The 19,659-nt window shown below is 67.3% G+C and carries 14 protein-coding genes and 1 pseudogene; 3 read left to right on the plus strand and 12 right to left on the minus strand.

Going from position 1 to position 19,659, the window contains the following annotated elements; all coding sequences use genetic code 11:
- The first annotated feature begins 63 nt into the window (after nucleotides 1-63).
- On the plus strand, nucleotides 64-1,122 hold the full coding sequence (locus AC5P5V_RS08515) for a LacI family DNA-binding transcriptional regulator (protein ID WP_181357884.1): 1,059 nt from the start codon (nucleotides 64-66) through the stop codon (nucleotides 1,120-1,122).
- Nucleotides 1,123-1,130: 8 nt separating this feature from the next.
- On the opposite strand, the gene AC5P5V_RS08520 is transcribed toward AC5P5V_RS08515, so the two are convergent.
- The 8 genes from AC5P5V_RS08520 to AC5P5V_RS08555 form a co-directional block, all read right to left on the minus strand.
- Entirely contained in the window at nucleotides 1,131-3,689 is a 2,559-nt protein-coding gene (locus tag AC5P5V_RS08520; protein ID WP_134968619.1) for a glycoside hydrolase family 3 protein, read from the minus strand.
- Entirely contained in the window at nucleotides 3,686-5,095 is a 1,410-nt protein-coding gene (locus AC5P5V_RS08525; RefSeq protein ID WP_134968618.1) for a sugar porter family MFS transporter, read from the minus strand. The genes AC5P5V_RS08520 and AC5P5V_RS08525 overlap by 4 nt, the downstream gene beginning before the upstream one ends.
- Before the next feature lie 31 nt (nucleotides 5,096-5,126).
- The gene (gene xylA / locus AC5P5V_RS08530; RefSeq protein WP_495215862.1) at nucleotides 5,127-6,461 is read right to left on the minus strand and encodes a xylose isomerase; all 1,335 of its coding nucleotides are present in this window, start codon (nucleotides 6,459-6,461) and stop codon (nucleotides 5,127-5,129) included.
- Between the two features lie 43 nt (nucleotides 6,462-6,504).
- Nucleotides 6,505-7,998, minus strand: a complete 1,494-nt coding sequence (xylB, locus tag AC5P5V_RS08535; RefSeq protein ID WP_235643209.1) for a xylulokinase — start codon at nucleotides 7,996-7,998, stop codon at nucleotides 6,505-6,507.
- A 165-nt stretch (nucleotides 7,999-8,163) separates the two neighbouring features.
- Nucleotides 8,164-9,696 carry a tryptophan halogenase family protein gene (locus AC5P5V_RS08540; RefSeq protein WP_231352116.1) on the minus strand — a complete coding sequence of 511 codons (1,533 nt, stop codon included), beginning with the start codon at nucleotides 9,694-9,696 and terminating at the stop codon, nucleotides 8,164-8,166.
- 11 nt (nucleotides 9,697-9,707) lie between these two features.
- Entirely contained in the window at nucleotides 9,708-10,730 is a 1,023-nt protein-coding gene (locus tag AC5P5V_RS08545) for a cupin-like domain-containing protein (protein ID WP_134968616.1), read from the minus strand.
- A gap of 3 nt (nucleotides 10,731-10,733) precedes the next feature.
- Nucleotides 10,734-11,492 (minus strand): SapC family protein, encoded by a 759-nt coding sequence (locus AC5P5V_RS08550; protein WP_134968615.1) that lies wholly within the window; start codon nucleotides 11,490-11,492, stop codon nucleotides 10,734-10,736.
- Nucleotides 11,493-11,622: 130 nt separating this feature from the next.
- Nucleotides 11,623-14,751, minus strand: coding sequence for a TonB-dependent receptor (locus AC5P5V_RS08555; protein WP_188218361.1), 3,129 nt, complete (start codon nucleotides 14,749-14,751; stop codon nucleotides 11,623-11,625).
- 415 nt (nucleotides 14,752-15,166) lie between these two features.
- Between AC5P5V_RS08555 and AC5P5V_RS08560 the strand changes: the two genes are divergently transcribed.
- Entirely contained in the window at nucleotides 15,167-15,727 is a 561-nt protein-coding gene (locus AC5P5V_RS08560) for a fasciclin domain-containing protein (protein WP_061478290.1), read from the plus strand.
- A 97-nt stretch (nucleotides 15,728-15,824) separates the two neighbouring features.
- Here AC5P5V_RS08560 and AC5P5V_RS08565 read toward each other — a convergent pair whose 3' ends face one another.
- The 3 genes and pseudogenes from AC5P5V_RS08565 to AC5P5V_RS08575 all read right to left on the minus strand — a co-directional run bounded on the left by AC5P5V_RS08565 (nucleotide 15,825) and on the right by AC5P5V_RS08575 (nucleotide 16,541).
- Nucleotides 15,825-16,037, minus strand: a complete 213-nt coding sequence (locus AC5P5V_RS08565; RefSeq protein WP_134968614.1) for a hypothetical protein — start codon at nucleotides 16,035-16,037, stop codon at nucleotides 15,825-15,827.
- A 106-nt stretch (nucleotides 16,038-16,143) separates the two neighbouring features.
- Nucleotides 16,144-16,383: pseudogene (locus AC5P5V_RS08570) on the minus strand (penicillin-binding protein); the annotation flags it as partial.
- Nucleotides 16,350-16,541: a hypothetical protein gene (locus tag AC5P5V_RS08575; protein WP_134968613.1), complete on the minus strand. Its 192-nt coding sequence runs from the start codon at nucleotides 16,539-16,541 to the stop codon at nucleotides 16,350-16,352. The gene AC5P5V_RS08575 and the pseudogene AC5P5V_RS08570, both read right to left, overlap by 34 nt.
- A 294-nt stretch (nucleotides 16,542-16,835) precedes the next feature.
- On the opposite strand from AC5P5V_RS08575, the gene AC5P5V_RS08580 reads away from it, so the two are divergent.
- Entirely contained in the window at nucleotides 16,836-18,083 is a 1,248-nt protein-coding gene (locus tag AC5P5V_RS08580) for an arsenic transporter (protein ID WP_231352117.1), read from the plus strand.
- 24 nt (nucleotides 18,084-18,107) lie between these two features.
- Here AC5P5V_RS08580 and AC5P5V_RS08585 read toward each other — a convergent pair whose 3' ends face one another.
- Nucleotides 18,108-19,541: an OprO/OprP family phosphate-selective porin gene (locus AC5P5V_RS08585; protein ID WP_231352118.1), complete on the minus strand. Its 1,434-nt coding sequence runs from the start codon at nucleotides 19,539-19,541 to the stop codon at nucleotides 18,108-18,110.
- Nucleotides 19,542-19,659 lie beyond the last annotated feature (118 nt).

Genomic DNA, 19,659 nt, shown 5'->3' on the forward strand with positions numbered 1-19,659 from the left:
GGCAGCGCATCATCGTCCTTCGCACCCGCGCGGCAGCGCCACCAAGAACAAAGGGATCGTGCATTGGACAAGCCGAAGAAATCGGTTCGCCGCAGAACCGCTGGCGTGACGATCGACGAGGTTGCGGCCCTTGCCGGCGTTTCGCCGATGACCGTGTCGCGGGTGATCAACCAGGGCAAGGTGCGCGACGTCACCCGCGAGCGCGTGCTGCGCGCCGTGCGTGAGCTGGGCTATACGCCCAATCTTGCCGCCAGTTCGCTGGCCGCCGCACAGCACACGCGCATTGCGCTGATCTACACCAACCCCAGCGGCGCCTACCTGCGCGAACTGCTGGTGGGCCTGCTGCGCGTCGCCTCCAGTTCCGCCATCCAGCTGGTCATCGACTACTGGGACAACCTGGATGCCGAATCCGAACGCAGGGCGGCGCGCGCGCTCGCCGGACGCGTCGACGGGGTGATCCTGCCGCCGCCCCTTTGCGAATCGCAGGCCGCCGTAAGCGAACTGGTCAAGGCTGGCATTCCGGTGGTGGCCATCGCATCGGGGCGCCTGAGCGAGGCCCTGTCCTGCGTCCGCATCGACGATTTCAGTGCCGGCAAGGAAATGACCGATCACCTGCTCCGGCAGGGACACACCCGCATCGGTTTCATCCGTGGGCGCGATGACCTGAGCGCAAGTGCGCTCCGCTACGACGGCTTCGTCACCGCCCTGCGCGACGCCGGGCTGGCGGTGGAACCCGGCCTGGTCCAGCACGGTGACTACACCTACCGATCCGGCCTGGCTGCGGCCGAAAAGCTGTTGTCCCAACGCCGGCCACCGACCGCGATTTTCGCCAGCAACGACGACATGGGCGCCGCCGCCATATCCGTCGCGCACCGACGCGGGCTGGAAGTGCCGCGCGACCTGTCGGTCGTGGGATTCGATGACACCTCGGCCGCCACCACCGTGTGGCCGGAACTGACCACGATCCACCAGCCCATCGCCTCGATGGCCAACGCGGCCGTCGACATCCTGCTGCGCACCATCCGCCGTCCGGCGGGGGACGCAACGGTGCTGCGCGATCATGTGATGCCGCATCGGCTGATCGCACGCGGTTCGGTCGCCGCGCCTCCCCGTGCGCGGTAGCGCAGGCCTCATGCTCCGCATCCGAGGGTGACCTCGGCTTCGTTCAGCGCACCCAGCGCGACGCGTGACACGGAGATCGTCATCGCATCGCCCGTCGCCACCGACCACGGTCGGTCGATCGCGTCCAGCTTGGCGCCCGCCTTGGCCAGGCACTTCAGCGGCACGCCGACACGCTTCCACTGGCCCTGTGGAAGCGCCGCCAGCGCCGGCCCGATGGCGATGCGCGCCGAGCAGCCCACGCCGCAACCGACCGACAGCCACGCATCACCCTTCGGGGCTGCGTCCACCCGCAGCGTGGTCAGCAGCATCAGGTCGCCGTTGGATTCGCGCTGCAGGTCCAGCGTCGTGTGCGACTGCAGTGCCGCGACGGCTTCGCCATTGCCCGACCAGGCCAGGCGTCGCCCATCCTCCTGCGCCAGATGATCCACGCCGGTGATCTTCAGCCGATCATCGGGCAATGCATCCGGCACGCGGGTCACGCTCAGGCCCTGGCCAGCAGCATCCTCGAGCCGCAGCGCCATGCCAGGACCCGCGTCACCGCGCGCAAAGAACACGCCGGTCGCGCCCTCGTTGCCGGTCACGCCCGATGCCTCCGGCAGCGCGTCCAGGTCGCCGTTGTCGGCGTAGGTCAGGCCGAAGCCGAACGCAAACAATGGATCGTAGTCCTTCTGGCCGACGTTGTTGGCGTATTGGGTGGCAGTGCGCGGCCAGCTGAAACTGAGCTTGCCCTTGAAATCGTACTGCACGCGGCCATCGCTTCCGCGCAGCAGCACATCGGCAATCCCGGCGCCTTCCGAACCCGGCAGCCACGCAGCCACGAAGGCATCGGCGGCATTGATTTCCCGGTTCACCCAGAGCGGCCGCCCGCTCAGGAAGACCGCGACAACCGGTATGCCATCGGCCTTGAGCCGCTTGAGCAGCGCCAGGTCCGTTTCGTTGCCGGGCTTGTAGGCCAGCGTCGGCCGGTCTCCCTGGAACTCGGCATAGGGGTCCTCGCCAAACACCACCACCGCCACATCGGGCTTCACTGCGTAGCGACCGTCGACGGAAAGCACGGCTTCACCCCCCGCCGCGCTGGCCTGGCGCGCGATGCCCTCATAGATCGTGTCCGCATTGGGGAAGTCCTTGCGGGTGGTGCCGGTGCCCTGCCAGTTGAGCGTCCAGCCGCCGGCCTGCTTGCCGACATCGTCGGCACCGTCGCCGGCCACGAGGATCCGCTGCTTCGGCGACAGCGGCAGGAGGCCGTTCTGGTTCTTCAGCAGGACCAGCGATTCGCGCACGGCCTGCCGGGCAACCGCGCGATGTGCCGGCGCGCCGATCAGTGCGAACTGCCCGCCGACGGCCCGCGTGGAAGGCCTGCCGGCCTCGAACAGCCCAAGGCGGAACTTGACCCGCAGGATCCGGCGCACCGCATCGTCCAGGCGTTGCGGCGTGATCCGCCCATCCTTCACCGCAGCCAGCGTCGTCCCGTAGAAACCCTTCCAGCTGTCCGAGGCCATCGCCATGTCCAGGCCCGCGTTGATCGTGGCCGGGCAGTCTGTAGTGGTGCAGCCCTTGACCTGTCCATGACCATTCCAGTCACCCACCACGAAGCCACCGAAGTTCATGCGGCCCTTGAGCACATCGGTGAGGTAGTGCCGGTGCCCATGCATCTTTTCACCGTTGACGCTGTTGAACGACGCCATCGCGGTCTGCGCGCCGGCGGCGATTGCCGGCGGATATCCGGCGGCGTGGATGCGCACCAGATCTGACTCGCTGATGCGGGTGTCGCCCTGGTCCTTACCGTCAGTGGTGCCGCCATCGCCCAGGAAGTGCTTCACCGAGGCGATCACATGGCGGCCATCGAGGAACTCCGGGGTTCCCACCCTGCCCTGCAGCCCCTCCACCATGGCGGCGGCATAGCTGGCCACCACGTCCGGCGATTCGGAGTAGCCTTCGTAGGTGCGTCCCCAGCGATCATCCTGGGGTACGGCAACGGTTGGCGCGAACGTCCATTCCATGCCGGTGACGCGGGTCTCCAGCGCGGTGATGCCACCGATCTGCCGCAGCAGCTCCGGATCGCGCGTGGCGCCCAGCCCGATATTGTGGGGGAACAACGTGGCGCCAATGATGTTGCTCTGCCCGTGCACGGCATCGATGCCGAACAGCAGCGGAATGGCCTTGCCGCCTTTCGAGGTATCCATCGAGGCGTCGTAGAAGGCGTCGGCCAGCGCCAGCCATTCGGCCGGCGACGCGTCATAGCGGCCACCGGGATCGGAGTTGCCCCCGGCCAGGATCGAGCCGAGCCGGTAGCGGCGCACATCATCTGGAGTGACGCTGGCGATGTCGCCCTGCACCAGCTGGCCGACCTTGTCCTCCACCGTCATGCCGGCCATCAGGTCGGTGATGCGCTTCTCCAGCGCCGGGTCCGCAGCCAGCGGCCAAGTGACCTCCGGCCAGGGATCCTTGTCGGTGGCTGCGGCGGCGGCAGCCCGGTCCTGGCCGCGGCAGCCGAGCAATCCCAGCATCAGTGCGGCGACCAGCGCGCCGCTGCGGATTACGAAGGTCTGCGATGTCATGGCGCTCATCCTTCCATCTGCTCCAGTTCCTTGCCCTTGGTCTCGTGCACATGTCGGACGACGAAGATCACCGAGATCACGGCAGCCACCAGGTAGATGCCGTAGGTGGCTGCCAGCCCTGCCGCGGCCAGCAGCATCGGGAACGTCACCGTGACCACGAAGTTGGAGGTCCACTGCGCCGCGCCGGCGACTGCCAGTGCCGAACCGCGGATCTGGTTCGGGAACATCTCGCCCAGCATCACCCACATCACCGGCCCCCAGGACAGATTGAAGAACACGACGTAGGCATTGGCCGCCACCAGCGCCAGCGTGCCCATGCGGCCGGGCAGCTGTAGATGCCCGTCGGCCAGCGAACCGCTGGCAAACGCCACCACCACCAGAGCAAGCGACAGCGACATCCCGGCCGAGCCGAACCACAGCAAGGGCTTGCGGCCGATCCGGTCGATCAGCAGCACGGTGACCACGCAGGCGCCGATGCTCAGCGCGCCGGACAGCACGTTGATCAGCAGCGCGTCGTTCTCGGAAAAGCCGACCGCCTGCCACAGCACGGCGCCGTAGTAGAACACCACGTTGATGCCGACCAGCTGCTGGAAGCAGGCCAGCCCGACGCCGACCCACACAATCGGGCGGATCCGCCCGGTCGCCCGGCTCTTCAGATCGGACAGGCGCGGGCGATGATGGTCGTTGGACAGCGAGGCATCGATCTCCTCGAGCGTGGCCCTGGCCTTGTCGCTGCCCAGCAGCCGGGTCAGTACCCGCAGGGCGTCGTCCTTGCGCCGTTTCACCACCAGGTAGCGCGGGCTCTCCGGAATGGTCAGCAACAGCAGCAGGAACACCAGTGATGGCGCGGCCTGCATCCAGAACATCCAGCGCCAGGCGGCCTGCCCACCCCACAGCGGTTCGGTCGACGCGCCCGCTGCAGCCGCCAGCAGGTAGTTGGACAGGAACGCGGCGGTGAGCCCGGTGATGATCGCGATCTGCTGCACCGTAGCCAGGCGGCCGCGGTAACGGGCCGGAGCGACCTCGGCAATGTAGGCCGGCGAGATCACGCTGGCCGCGCCTACCGCGAATCCGCCCACCACCCGTGCCGCAATGAACCAGCCCGACGAGACCGCCGCCCCGGCACCGAGCGCCGACAGCAGGAACATCACTGCCGAAAGGATCAGTACGTTGCGACGGCCGAGCCGGTCGGCCAGCCGGCCTGCACTGAACGCGCCCACCGCACAGCCCAGCAGCATCGACGCGATCTCGAAGCCCTGCATCCACTCGCCGGACCGGAACGCCTGGTGCAGGCCATCCTGGGTGCCATTGATCACGCCGCTGTCGAAGCCGAACAGAAAACCGCCAATCGTCGCCACCACGCTGATCAGTACGATCAGCCGCGTGTTCTCACCGCTGCCTGCTGCCTGGTTCATCCCCGTCCCCTTGAATGCACCGTTGCCGCGCTCAGCGCAGCAGGTACTGGTTGAGCAGGTTTTCGTAACGCTCCTGCTTGCCGCTGGCCTGGCGCGGTTCGCCGAGGCGGGCGGCCAGTGCCGCCAGGTCCGGCAGGCTGAGCGTGCCACGCTCGAAATCCTGGCCGGCGCCGGAATCGAAGCTGGCGTAGCGTTGCGCACGCCATTGTTCCCACGGCGACTCGGTCAGCAGTGCATGGGCAACCTCCAGCCCGCGTGCGAACGCATCCATGCCGCCGATATGGGCAATGAACAGATCCTCCAGGTCGGTCGACTCACGGCGCACCTTCGCATCGAAGTTCAACCCGCCCTCCAGGCCGCCCTGGCGCAGCACGACCAGCATTGCGCCCACGGTGTCGTACAGATCGCTGGGGAACTGGTCGGTGTCCCAGCCGTTCTGTGCGTTGCCGCGGTTGGCATCGATGCTGCCGAGCAGGCCATGATCGGACGCGACCTGCAGGTCGTGCTCGAAGGTATGGCCGGACAACGTGGCGTGGTTGGCCTCGATGTTGAGCTTGAAGTCCTTGTCCAGCCCGTTTTCCTTCAGGAAGCCCACCACCGTGGCACTGTCGAAGTCGTACTGGTGCTTCATCGGCTCCATCGGCTTGGGCTCGATCAGGAAGTTGCCCTTCAGCCCGATGCTGCGGCCATAGTCGCGTGCCATGGTCAGGAAGCGCGCGAAATGCTCGATCTCCCGCTTCATCTGGGTATTGGCCAGCGACGCATAGCCTTCGCGCCCGCCCCAGAACACGTAGTGCTCGCCACCGAGTTCGACCGTGGCCTCCAGGGCGGCCTTGACCTGCACGGCTGCACGCGCGACCAACGCGAAGTCGGGATTGGTCGATGCGCCGTTCATGTAGCGCGGGTGCGAGAACAGGTTGGCCGTGCCCCACAGCAGCTTGACGCCGGTGGCCTCCTGGCGTGCCTTGGCCAGGCCCACCATATGCGAGAGGTTCTTCTGGTACTGGCCGATGTCGTCGGCATCCGGCGCCAGGTCGATATCGTGGAAGCACCAGTACGGCACGCCCAGCTTGGTGAAGAACTCGAACGCCGCGTCCACCTTTGCTTCTGCCGTGGCCAGCGGCGACGATGCCTCCCACGGGAACTGCCGGGTGCCGGGGCCGAACGGATCGTGCCCGGCATTGCAGAAGGTGTGCCAGTAGCACACGGCGAAGCGCAGATGCTCCTGCATGGTCTTGCCACCAATGACCCGGCTGGCATCGTAGACCTTGAAGGCAAGCGGATTGTCCGAGCCCTTGCCCTCGAACGGGATGCGGCCGACGCCGGGGAAGTATTCCTTGGCGCCGATGAAGGGCTGCGTGCTCATGGTGCGTGCTCCTGTCGTTGTACGGGGTGTTGTGGAGGAGCCATCAGCCGCGCTGCAGCGGCGTGATGGCATCAAGATGACTGAGGAAGCGTGCGTAGGCCCGTGCATAGGCATCGCTGCGATCCGGATCCGGGCGCGCGGACAGCGCGGGATCGACGGTGACGTGCCGTGCGGTGATGTCGCTGATCGAAGTGGCGTTGCCCTGCGATCGGGCGAGCGCCCACAACGCCTGCAGCGCCGCTCCAAACGCCGCACCCTCGGCCTGCACCGGGACCTCCACCGGCAGGCCGAATACATCGGCCACCAGCTGACGCCAGGCAGCGCTGTTGCTGCCGCCGCCGGTGAGCACGATGCGATCGAACTGCATGCCCGCGCGGATGAAGGCGTCGTAGCCGTACTTCAGGCTGTAGGTCGCGCCCTCCATGGCGGCGCGGTAGAGATGCGCCGGGGTGAAATTGGCGATATCCAGGCCCGCCAGCACCCCCTTGCCGAGCGGCAGGTCAGGGGTACGTTCGCCATTGAGGAACGGCAGCATCACCAGGCCCCCTGCCCCCGGCGGCGTTGCGCGAAGATGCGCGTCACCGTCGCGGGTGCTGAAACCGAAGGCGCTGGCCACGCGTTCGGTGGCAACGGTGCAGTTCATGGTGCAGATCAGCGGCAGCCAGCCCCCCGTGGACGAGCAGAACGCCGCCCACGCGCCATCCGGATCGATCACCGGCGAGCCGGAATACGCAAACAGCGTTCCGGAGGTTCCCAGGCTCATCGCCAGCCGCCCTTCCGTGACGCAGCCGGTGCCGATCGCCGCCATCATGTTGTCGCCGCCACCAACGGCCACCTTCACCGCCGCTGCAAGCCCGAGCGCGGCCGCGGCCTCCGGCGCGATATCGAACAGGGCATCGGGCGCAGCGATCGGCGGCAGGCAGGCAGCAAGATCACGATCAGGATCGGTGGCGCGCAGCAGTTCCTGCGACCAGGTGCGCGTGCGCACGTCCAGCCAGCCGGTTCCGGACGCGTCGCCAAGCTCGCAGAACCGCTGCCCGGTCAACACGAAATTCAGGTAGTCGTGTGGCAGCAGGATGGTCGCCAGCCGCGCATAGGCGTCGGCACGGTGGATCCGGGTCCAGGGCAGCTTGGAGGCCGTGTAGCCGGCCAGGATCGGGTTGCCCGCCAGCGCGATGGTTCGTTGGAACCCGCCCACGGCGTCCATGATCTGGATGCATTCGGCCGAGGTGCTGGTGTCGCACCACAGCTTGGCCGGTGCCAGGACCTCGCCAGCATCGTCAACTGGCACGAACCCATGCTGCTGGCCCGATACCGCCAGTGCGACGATGCGCGCGCGCAGCGAGGGATCGATCCGGGCAAAGCAGTCGCGCAGGGCCGACACCCAGTCGGCCGGCGCCTGTTCACGGCTGCCATCGGCACCGCTGTCCAGCGCGAGCGGCGCGCTGGCCGAGGCCACCACCGCCTGCTTCCGCGGGTCATAGACCAGCACCTTCAGGCTCTGCGTCCCTGCATCGATCCCTGCAACCAGACCCATCGAAACCGCCTCCGATCAACAAAAAGGTAGCGCTAACATTCCGTGGACTCAAAAAGGGGGCGTGGTGTCCGGCCCCCTCGTTGCCACCGCGCGCGTCATCGCCCGCGGTGTTGCCGCACTGTAACCAGCTGCAGCGGAAAAAGCGTGCTGCAACGCAAAACCCTGCTACGCGCTTGCTGCCGTCGAACGCCACACGTCCACGCCCGACCTGCAGTACTGCGCGATGAACTCCGCCTGCGCCGGCATCTGCGCGGCGGCCTGCTGCACAGGCCGTTGGATGCCCTTCAACAAGGTGCGCAGATCGACATCACTCACGGCCCGCGCCAGCGGGTGCGCAGGACCGGGCGCGATGCCCTGCCCGAGCAGCACGCTGGTCCAGGATTCGACGCGGAACAGCTCGCCGGGGTCCTGCCACGCATGCGCACGCTCGCGCCACGCCTGCAGCCGCTGCTGCAGCGACTCCGGCACGCGCATCTCGCGACAGGCCTTCCACATCGGTTCGCTGCGCTGCGTGGCGTGGTAGTGCAGGATGATGAAGTCGCGCACATGCTCCATTTCCTGGCGGCTGACATCGTTGTACAGCTGCACCAGCGACGCACTGATGCCGTCGAACGGGAACAGCTGGATCAGGCGCACTACCGCGCTGATCGTCAGATGGATGCTGGTCGACTCCAGCGGTTCGATGAAGCCGCTGGCCAGCCCGAGCGACACCACGTTCCTGTTCCAGGCCTTCAGCCGGCGTCCACTGCGGAACGGCACCTTCCATGGATCGCGCAAGGGTGGAGCCCCGGCATCGCGCAGCAGTTTCGCGGCGGCCTCGTCATCGGACAGATGGCGGCTGTCATACACCAGCCCGCAGCCAACGCGGTGCTGCAGCGCGATGTGCCAGCGCCACCCCGCCTCGTGGGCGATCGCCCGGGTATAGGGCACCGGCGGCGCCACCGCTTCGGTCTGCACCGCCACGGCCCGGTCGCACGGCAGCCATTCGTGCCAGTCCTCGTAGCCGGTGCCCAGTGCCTGCTCGATCAGCAGGCCGCGGAAGCCGGTGCAGTCGATGAACAGATCGCCCTCGATCACCTGGCCGTCGTCCAGCACCAGCGCCTGCACCGAACCGTCGTGCGCGTGCTGCCTGACCTGGGCGATCCGGCCTTCGATCCGGCGCAGGCCGTGGGCCTCGGCCCTGCCGCGCAGGAACCGCGCATACAGCCCGGCATCGAAGTGATACGCATAGCTGGCCTGCGGCTGGGTGTGCAGCGAGAAGCGGTCGCCACGCGAGGCGATGCTCTCCAGGCAGAAGTCGCCCAGGTCCGAGGGCATGCCGCGGCGCAGGCTGTCCAGCCAGAAGTGATGGAAGGGGGCCGCCCAGGTGCCATGGCCGATGGTGCCGAACGGATGGAAGAAGCGATCGCCCGGCAGGCGCCAGTTCTCGAACGAGATCGACAGCTTGAAGGTGCCTGCCACCGCGCGCAGGAACTCCTGCTCGTCGATCTGCAGGAAGCGGTGGAAGGTGCGGATCGGCGGCACAGTGGACTCACCGACACCGACCGTGCCGATCTGCTCGGACTCGACCAGCGTGATCTGCAGCTGGTCACGGAACTGGTGCGCAAGCGCGCAGCCGGCCAGCCAACCCGCCGTACCGCCACCGGCAATGACCACCTTGCGGATGCGCCCTGAAGGCGTGCTCTGGGTATCCAACATGGTGCCCTCTCTCAACGGTTGAGCCTGCCCAGCAGCATCGCGCGCATGCGGCGGGCGCGCTGCTCGTCGAACGGTGCCAGATCCCCGCGAGCGGCGTCAGGCAGGTGCTGCCCCGCGCGCTCGCCAGGGCCGAAGGCGTAGTAGCGGAAGAGCCCTTCCCAGGCCTGCTTTTCGCGCGCCGGCAGATCACGCACGGACCACATCGCGTGGTGCAGCGCCGCCAGCGCGGATCCCAGCCAGGCCGGCGAGCTTCGCCACCAGTAGTTCACCAGCACGTTGAACGGTTCCAGGCTGCGTACATGGTGCCACCACATGCTGGGAATGAAGATCGCATCGCCGGGCCCAAGCACCGCGCGGCGCGCCTGCGCCAGCGCCTCGCGGAAACGTGGATGCCGATCGAAGTCGGGCTGTTCGAAGTCCACCACGCTGACCACCTGTCCCCCCGGCGTGGGATCGAGCGGGCCCGGATACAGATTGTCGATCTGGTCGGGCGGGAACAGGGTGAACTCGCGCTGCCCCACCGCGCAGCAGGCGAGGTTGTCGGGTGTGTCGAAATGGCACGAGGCCGTCACCCGGTTGCCGATCCAGATGCTGGCGGTGGCGTCGATGCCCTGCTTCGCCAGACCGGCGTCGTTGGCCTGCGCGAATGCCGGCAGCAGTGCCCGCGCGATCGGCAGCGAGGCCACGTAGTAGGTTGGCGGTTGCGGTGCATGCAGCGTCGCGGCGATCTCTTCCAGCACCCGGGCCAGCCCGCCGCGCCGCACTTCGAAATTCAACCGGGTGAAGTCCGCGCTGTAGAACGGGCGCCCCCCGATCTCGGCGCCGCCGAACGAGTACTGGATAGGCGCACCCGCATCGACGCTGCACAGGTACGCCATTGCGTCCTGCACCCCGCTCAGCCCGGCCTGGACCAGTGGCCAATCGGTGGCGATGCCGCGCAGTACGACCGGCTCACCGGCCTCCACCAGGGCAGCCAATGGCAGGGCGGCAGGATCGATGCCTTCCAGGATCCGCATCGGCAGGCGGGCGTACACCGGTCAGTTCCTGGCCGCCTGCGCGGTGCAGTCCTGGACGCGGAGACGGCGCTGCTTCTCGGCGATCAGGCGGCGCATGTTATGCAGCGAGGCAAGCATCAGGTACGCACCTTCCAGGTAACCGGCGCGGTTCAACGCAGCCAGTCGCGAACTGTCCAGCGCCGCCAGGCGCTCGCGGTCGATGCCATGCAATCCGCTCACGCTCACCCGGTGGTGCGGCGCGATCTGCACGTCGAGCGTGACCGGCTGGATGAGGCCGCAGTCGTCGAGCATCGTGAACATCCCGGCCGCGAAGGCACTGCCCTCGTGGATGCCGCGCAGCACGCTGGCGATGTGGTCCAGGTAAGGGGTGTTGCCGCCCTGCGGCAGGAACACCGGCTCCCCGCCACCGTCGATGACGCGCGGATGGTCCAGGTCCACGTGCATCACCGCATCCTGGGTGAGCAGGCCATCCACGTAGTGCTCCTGGAAGCCGATCAGGAACGGCCCTTTGGCCGCCGCGCCTGGCAGGTAGGTAGCATTCCAGCGCCCGTCCTGCAGGAACAGGTTCTCGTGTTGTTCGAAACCCAGCAGGGCCACGGACTGCCACGCTTCCGTCCCGCTTTCCCTGCGCAGGAAGATCGGATACTCACGCTGCAGTTCGGCGAACTCGCTGGGATAGGCCGGCACCATGCCCACGGCATCGCCGAACTGCGGCCCGAATCCGGTGGCGACCTTCAGGTCCCGATGCGCGATGTTGTTGAGCATTTCGTAGCGGGCCATCAGGGTATCCAGTCCAGTGCGGGGTGGCTGGCCGGCAGCGTAGCGCAGGCGCGACAGGTGCGGCGACACCGTCCCGGCACGGCACCGCTGGCGGGCAGCGGTGCCGTGCCGGACGCGTCGGCAACCGGGCTCAGAACTTGTAGCGGACGCCCAGCATGTAGCGCGGGCTCTGGTCTGCCAGCTTGACGATCATCTGCGACGTGCGCGAGCGCCACCGCACATCCTCGCCGGTCAGGTTGATCGCCTCCAGGCTGAAGGACCAGTGGTCATCCAGCGCGTAGTTGACGCTGAGATCCCACTGCTCGTACGGCTCCACATAGTACGGATTGCGGCTGGAGCCCTGGTTGGCCAGGATCAGGTACTGGTCGCGCCAGTTCCATGCCAGGCGCACAGACCACCCGTACTTCTCGTACATCAGCATGGCGTTGGCGGTGTCGCTCAGGCCGGTGAGCGAGAACTGGTCGATGCCCGGATCGCCGCCATTGTTGTAGCCGACATCGCCTTTGACCACGGTGTAGTTGGCCAGCACGCCGAAGCCGGTGTCACCGAAGAAGTACTGGCCGCCCAGCTCCCAGCCATGCAGCTTGGATTTGTTCTGGTTGATCGGGCGATTGACGTTGAACTGGTACAGCGGATCGTTGGGCTGCCCATACAGATCGTAGGCCGCTTCGGTGGCCAGCACCTGCGCATCAGTGCCGTTGTAGGCGCCGAGGCCGGCAGGATTGTTGCGCAGCAATGCCAGCGCGGTGAACAGCGAGGTGTCGTTGGCCGAGCAGGCGGCCGCATTGGCCGGCCCGACCTGGGCGACGCAGGCGCCGCTGGTCAGGAAGTCCAACGCCGCCCGCGCATCCGGCCCGGAGGTCGGGTCGGTGAGGCCGTACAGGCTTTCCTGGACGACGGTGTTGCCGATGAAGTTGCTGACCGACTTGTTCCAGTAGGTCAATGACACATAGCTGGCATCGGCGAAGTACCACTCCAGCCCCAGGTCGAGGTTGTCCGATTCCAGCGGCTTCAGGCTCGGGTTCTGCGAGTTGCCGCTGGCGCGCGACGAGGGATCGATCAGCACCGAGCCGAACGGCTGCTGGGCCCCGGGTCCCGCATAGAGATTGCCGTACGGCGCGCGGGCGATGCTCTTGCCGAACGAAACACGTCCCTTCAGCTCCTCGGTGAGGTCGATGCTGAAATCAAGGTTGGGCAGGATGTAGCTGTACCGCGCCTTCTCTGTGAAGGGCTGCTGCTCATCGGACAGCACGATGCGGAAATCGTTGTTGGCCTGCCACTCGATGGACTCGGGGACGGCAATGACCGAGGTCGACACCACGTCAGTGGTTTCATAGCGCACGCCCAGGCGGGTGTTGGTGCGCATGCCACCCAGCTCCCCGTCCAGCTCCACCTGGAAGTACGCCGCCTTGGTCTTCTCTTCCACGAAGTTGTCGGCCGCGCGTTGCGGGTTCACACCCAGGCCGACGCCGTACTCGCGCGATGCCCATTGCGCGAGCTGCCCGGCATTGCCGCGCCAGGCGGGCCAGCTGTTGGCACTGTAGTCGTCGAACAGGCCGACGATGCTGACCGGCTGCAGCAGGTCCATCAGGCCTGCGGCGGTATCCCGGTCCACGTTGGCCACGCCCCAGTCGCCCAGGGTCGAGTAGGCCTCGGCGGCCTGGATGCGGTGGGTGGTGGACTTGTTGGTGTCCACGCCGAACTGGAAGCGCCCGTGGTCGAAGTTCCATTCGCCATCGACGCGGGCCTGCTTGATCTCGCTGATCTGGGTCTGCGCGTTGACGCGCAGCACCTGCGTGCCAACCTCGCCTTCCTGGAAGCCCGGGTTGACCACGCCATTGGTCCCGGCGACCGCATCGGCGGTGCTGGGATACCAGACCTGGGTGCCAACCGGCAGGCCATTGTTGAAGTTCAGCTCCTGCACCCAGGAGCCACCGCAATGCGGGCCACGGGTACAGTTGTTGGTGCCGGCGATGCTCATGAAGATCGAACCACCGCCGGTGAGCGGGTCATTCGGGCGGCTCTCGTTCTTCGAGTTGTGCGCATCGAAGCTGAGCTTGAAGCGGTCGCTGACATTCCAGACGGCGTTGAAGCCCAGCGAGCCCAGCTTGTATTCCTGCATGCTGCGCTGCTGTTCCAGGCCGAAATCCTTGGTGCCGGCGATTTCACGGATGTAGACCGGCGTCGCGACGGCGCCACTGGTGTCGAACTCGACGTTGGTGTAGTTGCTGTTCTGCAACCACATGCCCTGCTCGCCGCGATTCTCGGTGATCTCGTTGGTCGAGTAGGTGTAATCCACGGTCAGGGTCAGGCTGTCCGTCGGTGCGAACTGCAGCACGGCCTGGCCGTTGACGCGTTCGCGCTCGAATTCGGAGAACGCGTAGCGCAGGTCATTGGGCCTCGCGTAAAGCTGGCCGACGGCCGGAGCATTGACCACGGTCGGGTTGCCCGGCATCGACCCTGTCCACGGCTGCACGTTCCAGTAGTTCTCCGTGGCCTGTACCGAGCCACCCTTGCGCTTCTGCTGGCTCGCGCTGAGGCTGACGCCAAAGGTCTTTTCCGGATTGCTGTAACTGAAGATGCCCGACAGCTCCGGTGTCAGGTCATTGTCGAACGGCTGGCTCTGGTCGGACACCAGCTTCGCCCCGGCGCTGGCCACGATGCCGGCGTGATCGAGCGGACGCGAGGTCAGGATGTTGATCGTCGCACCGATGCCACCGCTGGGCACCTGCGCCTGGCTGGTCTTGTAGACCTCGATACCATTGATGGCCTCGGCGGCCAGCTGCGCGAAATTGAAGGCGCGGGTGCCGCCGTCGACACCGCCGATGGCGACCTGTCCAGAGGCACCGAATGCATCGGCACCCGGCATCTGCCGACCGTTGAGCGTGACCATGTTGAACTGGGGGCCGAAGCCACGCGCGGTCACCTGCGCACCCTCGCCGTCACGGCGCTCGATGGAGATGCCGGTGATGCGCTGCAACGACTCGGCAAGATTGGTATCGGGGAACTTGCCGATGTCCTCGGCACTGATCGCGTCGACCACGCCCGCCGAGTCGCGCTTGATGTCCATGGCCTGGCTCAGGCTGTTGCGTATGCCCGTGACCTGCACTGCATCAAGCTGGGTGGGTTGCGACTGGCTCTGCGGCTGCGGCCCGGTCGCCGGTGCGGCGTCCTGCGCAAAGGCGGGATTGATGACCAGGGCACCACCTACGAAGGTGAACATGGCCCGGGACCGGAACTTCGCCAACGCGCGGCTCATGAACCGGACCTCGGGCCCGGGGTGCCACGGAAACTGCAGGTGCTCATGAAAGTCCCCTCTGACATACGATCGAATGGATGTACCGCCCCCTCCCAGGGGCACGCACGGGCGTGGCCCGCATTCCAAACCGAACAGCACGGGTGCTCGGGCACGCCGCGACTTACACTTGCTTTTCAAGCCTGCCAGGACAAACACGCGGCAAAGAAGGCAGCCTCCCGGACCCTGGATCCCCGTCCGACTGGTAGCGCTACCATCGCGTTGCAGCGGAGAGTAATCACCGAGGTTCGCCGTTGTCACCATGCAGCGCAGCAAAACCGGCAGCGCGCCAATGACTCGGCCGTTGCTGCATCCGGTCACGCTCACCCGACGTAGGAAAGATGCCCGCACTTGCGGGTCATCCAGAAAGGAACGCACCGTGAACGCTCTTCAGCGCATCGCCGCCGCAGTCGGCTTCGCCGTACTCGTTTCGTCCGGCTCCTCGGTTTTCGCCGCCAACACCGTCATCGTGGGCGGGGCAGAAATGTACCCCACCAGGACCATCGTCGAGAACGCCGTCAATTCCAAGGATCACACCACGCTGGTTGCAGCGGTCAAAGCAGCCGGCCTGGTCGACACCCTCAACGGGGCCGGGCCCTTCACTGTTTTCGCGCCCACCAATGCGGCCTTCGAAAAGCTGCCTGCAGGCACTGTCGATACACTGGTGAAGCCTGAAAACAAGGCACAGCTGACCCGGATCCTGACCTACCACGTCGTCCCGGGCAGCTACAGTTCGGCCCAGCTTCTGGCCGATGCCCGCAAGCACGGCGGCAAGGCCACCCTGAAGACCGTGCAGGGTGAGCCTCTCACCGTGGCGCTCCACGATGGCAAGCTCTGGGTCATCGACGCAAAGGGTGGAAAGGCAGGCATCAGCATTGCAGATGTCGGCCAGTCCAACGGCGTCATCCACGTGGTCGACACCGTGCTGATGCCCAAGTAAGCGGCCTCACGCAACGGGCATCCGGCGCGATGCCCGTTGCCCGGGGCCGGTCATCCCGACGTCACCATGCGGATCCCTGCCCGGCATGGCGTCGTGGCTACCACTCCGGCCCGAGCAGCTTGGTCACTTCGGCCTCCAGTTTCTGCACGGCCTCGTCCTGGGAGGCGACCTTGATGCACAGCCCCGACTGCGCCGGCCCCGGCACCAGCTGGTAGCGGTTGATGGTGCCGCCACCGTCGCCGTCCAGCGCTACCCGCGCAACTACCGTTCGGCCATTGGCGTGGAAGGTCCAGTCCTGATAATCAAACATGCCTAAGTTGGTGTGCGGCCAAGATGTCATCCCACTTTAGGCGGCACGCCAGTGAAGAACGCTCCAGGAAGATGTTCAGCGCGCGTGGACATGATGGCGACAGGGCCTATCGCAGTGTCCGCGCCAACTGCAGGACATCGGCAAAGAAGGAGGGATAGTCGTCCTGTGGAGCGCTGTGGGTCTCGCGCCGGTGGACCAGACGCACGGCGACCACCCGCTGTTCCGGGACGATCATCAGGTATTGGCCCAGGTAGCCGTTGGCGGCAAAGCCGACGACCGGTCCCCGTGTGATGTCGTAGAGATCGGCGAGCTTCAGGCCGCGCGCGGAGATCTGGCTCCGGCGGCGGGCTTCAGCTCAAGCGGCGTCTCCCGGTCGTGCATCACCAGGACCGCATCGGAATGCGCGGCGCGCGCGTTGCGCTCGATCGCGGCAAGGGCTTCGGCACGCGTCGCCGCTTGGCTGGGCCCGGCGATGCCGAACACCAGGGCCAGGGCGCAGGACAACCAGCAGGATCCTGGCATCGCAATCTCGTCCAATGAGTGTGCGTGCAGTTTGACTACATGTGTAGTCACTCTGCAGTACCTGAAGTCATGGCGCGCTTGCGTGCTGGACGCGGGCTGGGCGCCGCCCCCGGCCCACCTGCAACGCGGTCGTCCGCGCGGTCGCCATGCCGCGCCGCACGGTATGATGCGGCGACCCGGAACCTGCGATGATTGCAGCGGCCGCCCATCCGCTGATCGCGCGCGCCAGGCCCCCCTGCGCCGGGGTCGCTGCAGGTGCCGCTGAAGCCCCACTCCATGCTTGCCTCCCAAGCCCCCCTCCTGATCTGGGCAGCCGTCGCCGTTGCCACCCTCGGCCTGCTGTTCCGTCCTTTCCGCATCCCCGAATATGTGTGGGCGCTGGGCGCTGCCGCCCTGTTGCCGTTGCTGGGCGCGGTGTCGCTGCACACCGCATGGGGCGCGGTGGCCGAAGGCCGCGACGTCTACCTGTTCCTGGTCGGCATGATGGTGCTGGCCGAACTGGCGCGGCGCGAAGGCCTGTTCGATTGGCTGGCGTTGTACGCGGTGCGGCATGCGGGCGGATCCGGGCGACGCCTGTTCGACCTGGTGTTCCTGGTCGGCACGCTGGTGACGGTGTTCCTGTCCAACGATGCAACGGCCGTAGTGCTGACGCCGGCGGTCTACGCCGCCTGCAAGGCGGCGCGCGCCAATCCCCTGCCCTACCTGTTCGTCTGTGCCTTCATCGCCAATGCGGCCAGCTTCGTGCTGCCCATTTCCAATCCGGCCAACCTGGTGGTGTACGGCCAGCACATGCCGCCGCTGCCGAGGTGGCTGGCGCAGTTCGCGCTGCCGTCGGCGGCGGCGATCGGTGCCACCTATCTGGTCCTGCGCTGGGTGCACCGGCGCGAGATCGCCCAGCCGCTGGTGGCCGCGCCGGCGCATCGCCCGTTGACCGACGGCGGCCGGCTGAGCGCACTGGGCGTGCTGTTCACCGGCACCGTGTTGCTGGTCACGTCCGCCTTGAACGGGCCATTGGGCCTGACCACGTTCTGCGCGGGCACGCTGAGTGTGGCAGTGGTGGCGATCCGCCAGCGGCGCAGCCCGCTGCCACTGCTGCGACACGTGTCCTGGGGCGTGCTGCCGCTGGTGGCGGGACTGTTCGTGCTGGTGGAAGCGGTGGCGCAGACCGGCGTCATCCAGAGCGCGGCCAGCGCGCTGCAGGCCGTGGCGCAGGCGTCTCCCCGCCAGGCCAGCTGGCTGGCCGGTGGCGCGGCTGCGCTGCTGAGCAACGTGGCCAACAATCTGCCGGTCGGCCTGGCCGCCGGTTCGCTGGGGCAGATGGCCGACCTGCCGGCGCAGACCCGTGCCGCATTGCTGGTCGGCGTGGATCTGGGACCCAACCTGTCGGTCACCGGTTCGCTGGCGACGATGCTGTGGCTGGTGGCGCTGCGCCGCGAGGGCGAGCATGTCAGCGCGCTCGACTTCCTGCGCGTCGGCGCGCTGGTGATGCCGCCGGCGTTGATCGGAGCATTGCTGCTGCTCTGATCGGCGCGCGAGCGGCATGCGCTTCTAGAAGGCCACCTGCAGGCGGGTGTTGAAGGTGGTGCCTTCATCCCTGCCCTGGCCGGTGCCGCTGCGGTTGCGGGTCTGCCAACGGATCGCCTCGAACATCACGCGGCTGAAGTCGTTGAGATACCAGTTCGCACCCAGCGTCCACGCGTGGCCGGTACCGCCACTGGGCAGCTCGGCATAGTCCACGTCCTCGTAGCGCCCCTTCAGTTCCCATGCCCCGGCGCCGCCGCGGGTGACCGGGTCAGCCACCTTCACCCGGCCCCAGGTGCCGGCCCTGCCCGAATAGGCCGGCCTTGCACCGGCCAGGAACCAGCCCGCCGAAATCGCCCAGGCCTGGTGGTCCAGATCGTAGCGCCCGCTGGCGTCGGCCCCGCGAAGGTTGCGCGTACCCCATTCGCCGGTCGCCCAGGCCGGCCCGAAGAAGCCTGCCAGTTCCGCGCCATAGGACGTGCTGCGCTCGGCGCCCAGCAGTGTGCCCGGCGCGATCTTGACCAGGTCGTTGAAGTGCCCGGCGATGGCCGAACTGCGGACGACGCCGCTGGCGCCTGCGGCGATCTCCTCGTGGAAGGCCCAGGCCCCCAGGTGCACCGTGACTGCGTCGTTGGCCACCGGGTTCCAGTGCACGCGCGTGGCCCAGGTCTGGCTGTCGTTGTCGGTGCCGGCGTTGTTGAGATCGTTGCCGGCCACCGACAGGCTGGCATGCCAGTCCTTGCCGTACACGCGCTCGGTCAGGCCGACACCGAACAGGCCACGCTGCGGCAGCATCAGCGTGCCGACCACGTTGCGGTCCTGGAACGGCGTGTTGGACGTGCTGCTGGAGCCGTCGATACCCCGGTCGTTGAGGCGGTTGCCCACGGTCAGGTCGGCCGGCAGCCCGAACAGGCGGTGGTCCACGGTGGCGTAGACCGACTTCCACGCCACCGCGTTGTCGGCGAAGTCACCTTCCACCGCCCAGCCGAGGATGCCGTAGCGGCCTTCGGCGCCCAGCCGCACCGAGCGGATCTCGGTACCGGAGATGTTGCGGTCACTCACTGACGATCCATCGGTGCTGGATGCGTCGACGAACAGGCGTCCGCGCGGACGGAACGCCACGGTGCCGTCGGCACTGCTGAACTCCGGTGCGCCCTTGGACCAGGTGACCTTGGGCGCCTTGGCCTGGCTGGATTCCAGTGCGGTGACGCGGGTGTCCAGCGCGGGGGGCTGCGTTGCGGCCGCCGCACCGGCGGTGCTGTGCCCGCCCTCCACGGCACGCAGGCGCGCCTCCAACTGCTGGATCTGCAGCGCCTGCTGCTGCACCAGGCGTGACAGCTCAGCCTGGCTCAGCGGCGCGGGCAGCGAAGACGTGGACTGGGCGCCAGCATGGCCACTGGCCAACAGCAGGCCGAGCGCGACCGACAGCGCTGCCGGTGGCAGCACGGTGGAATGGTTCATGGACTCTCTCTCCGGCCAGCCGGCCCCCTGGCCCGGCGCTGGCCTGTTGCGGTGGTGCGGGGGAAGATCGGGGGAGGAAGCGCGCGCCGCCGGATCGTCCCGGCGGCGCGGCAGGCGG

Source organism: Stenotrophomonas sp. YJH_SMC_130, from assembly GCF_059369035.1.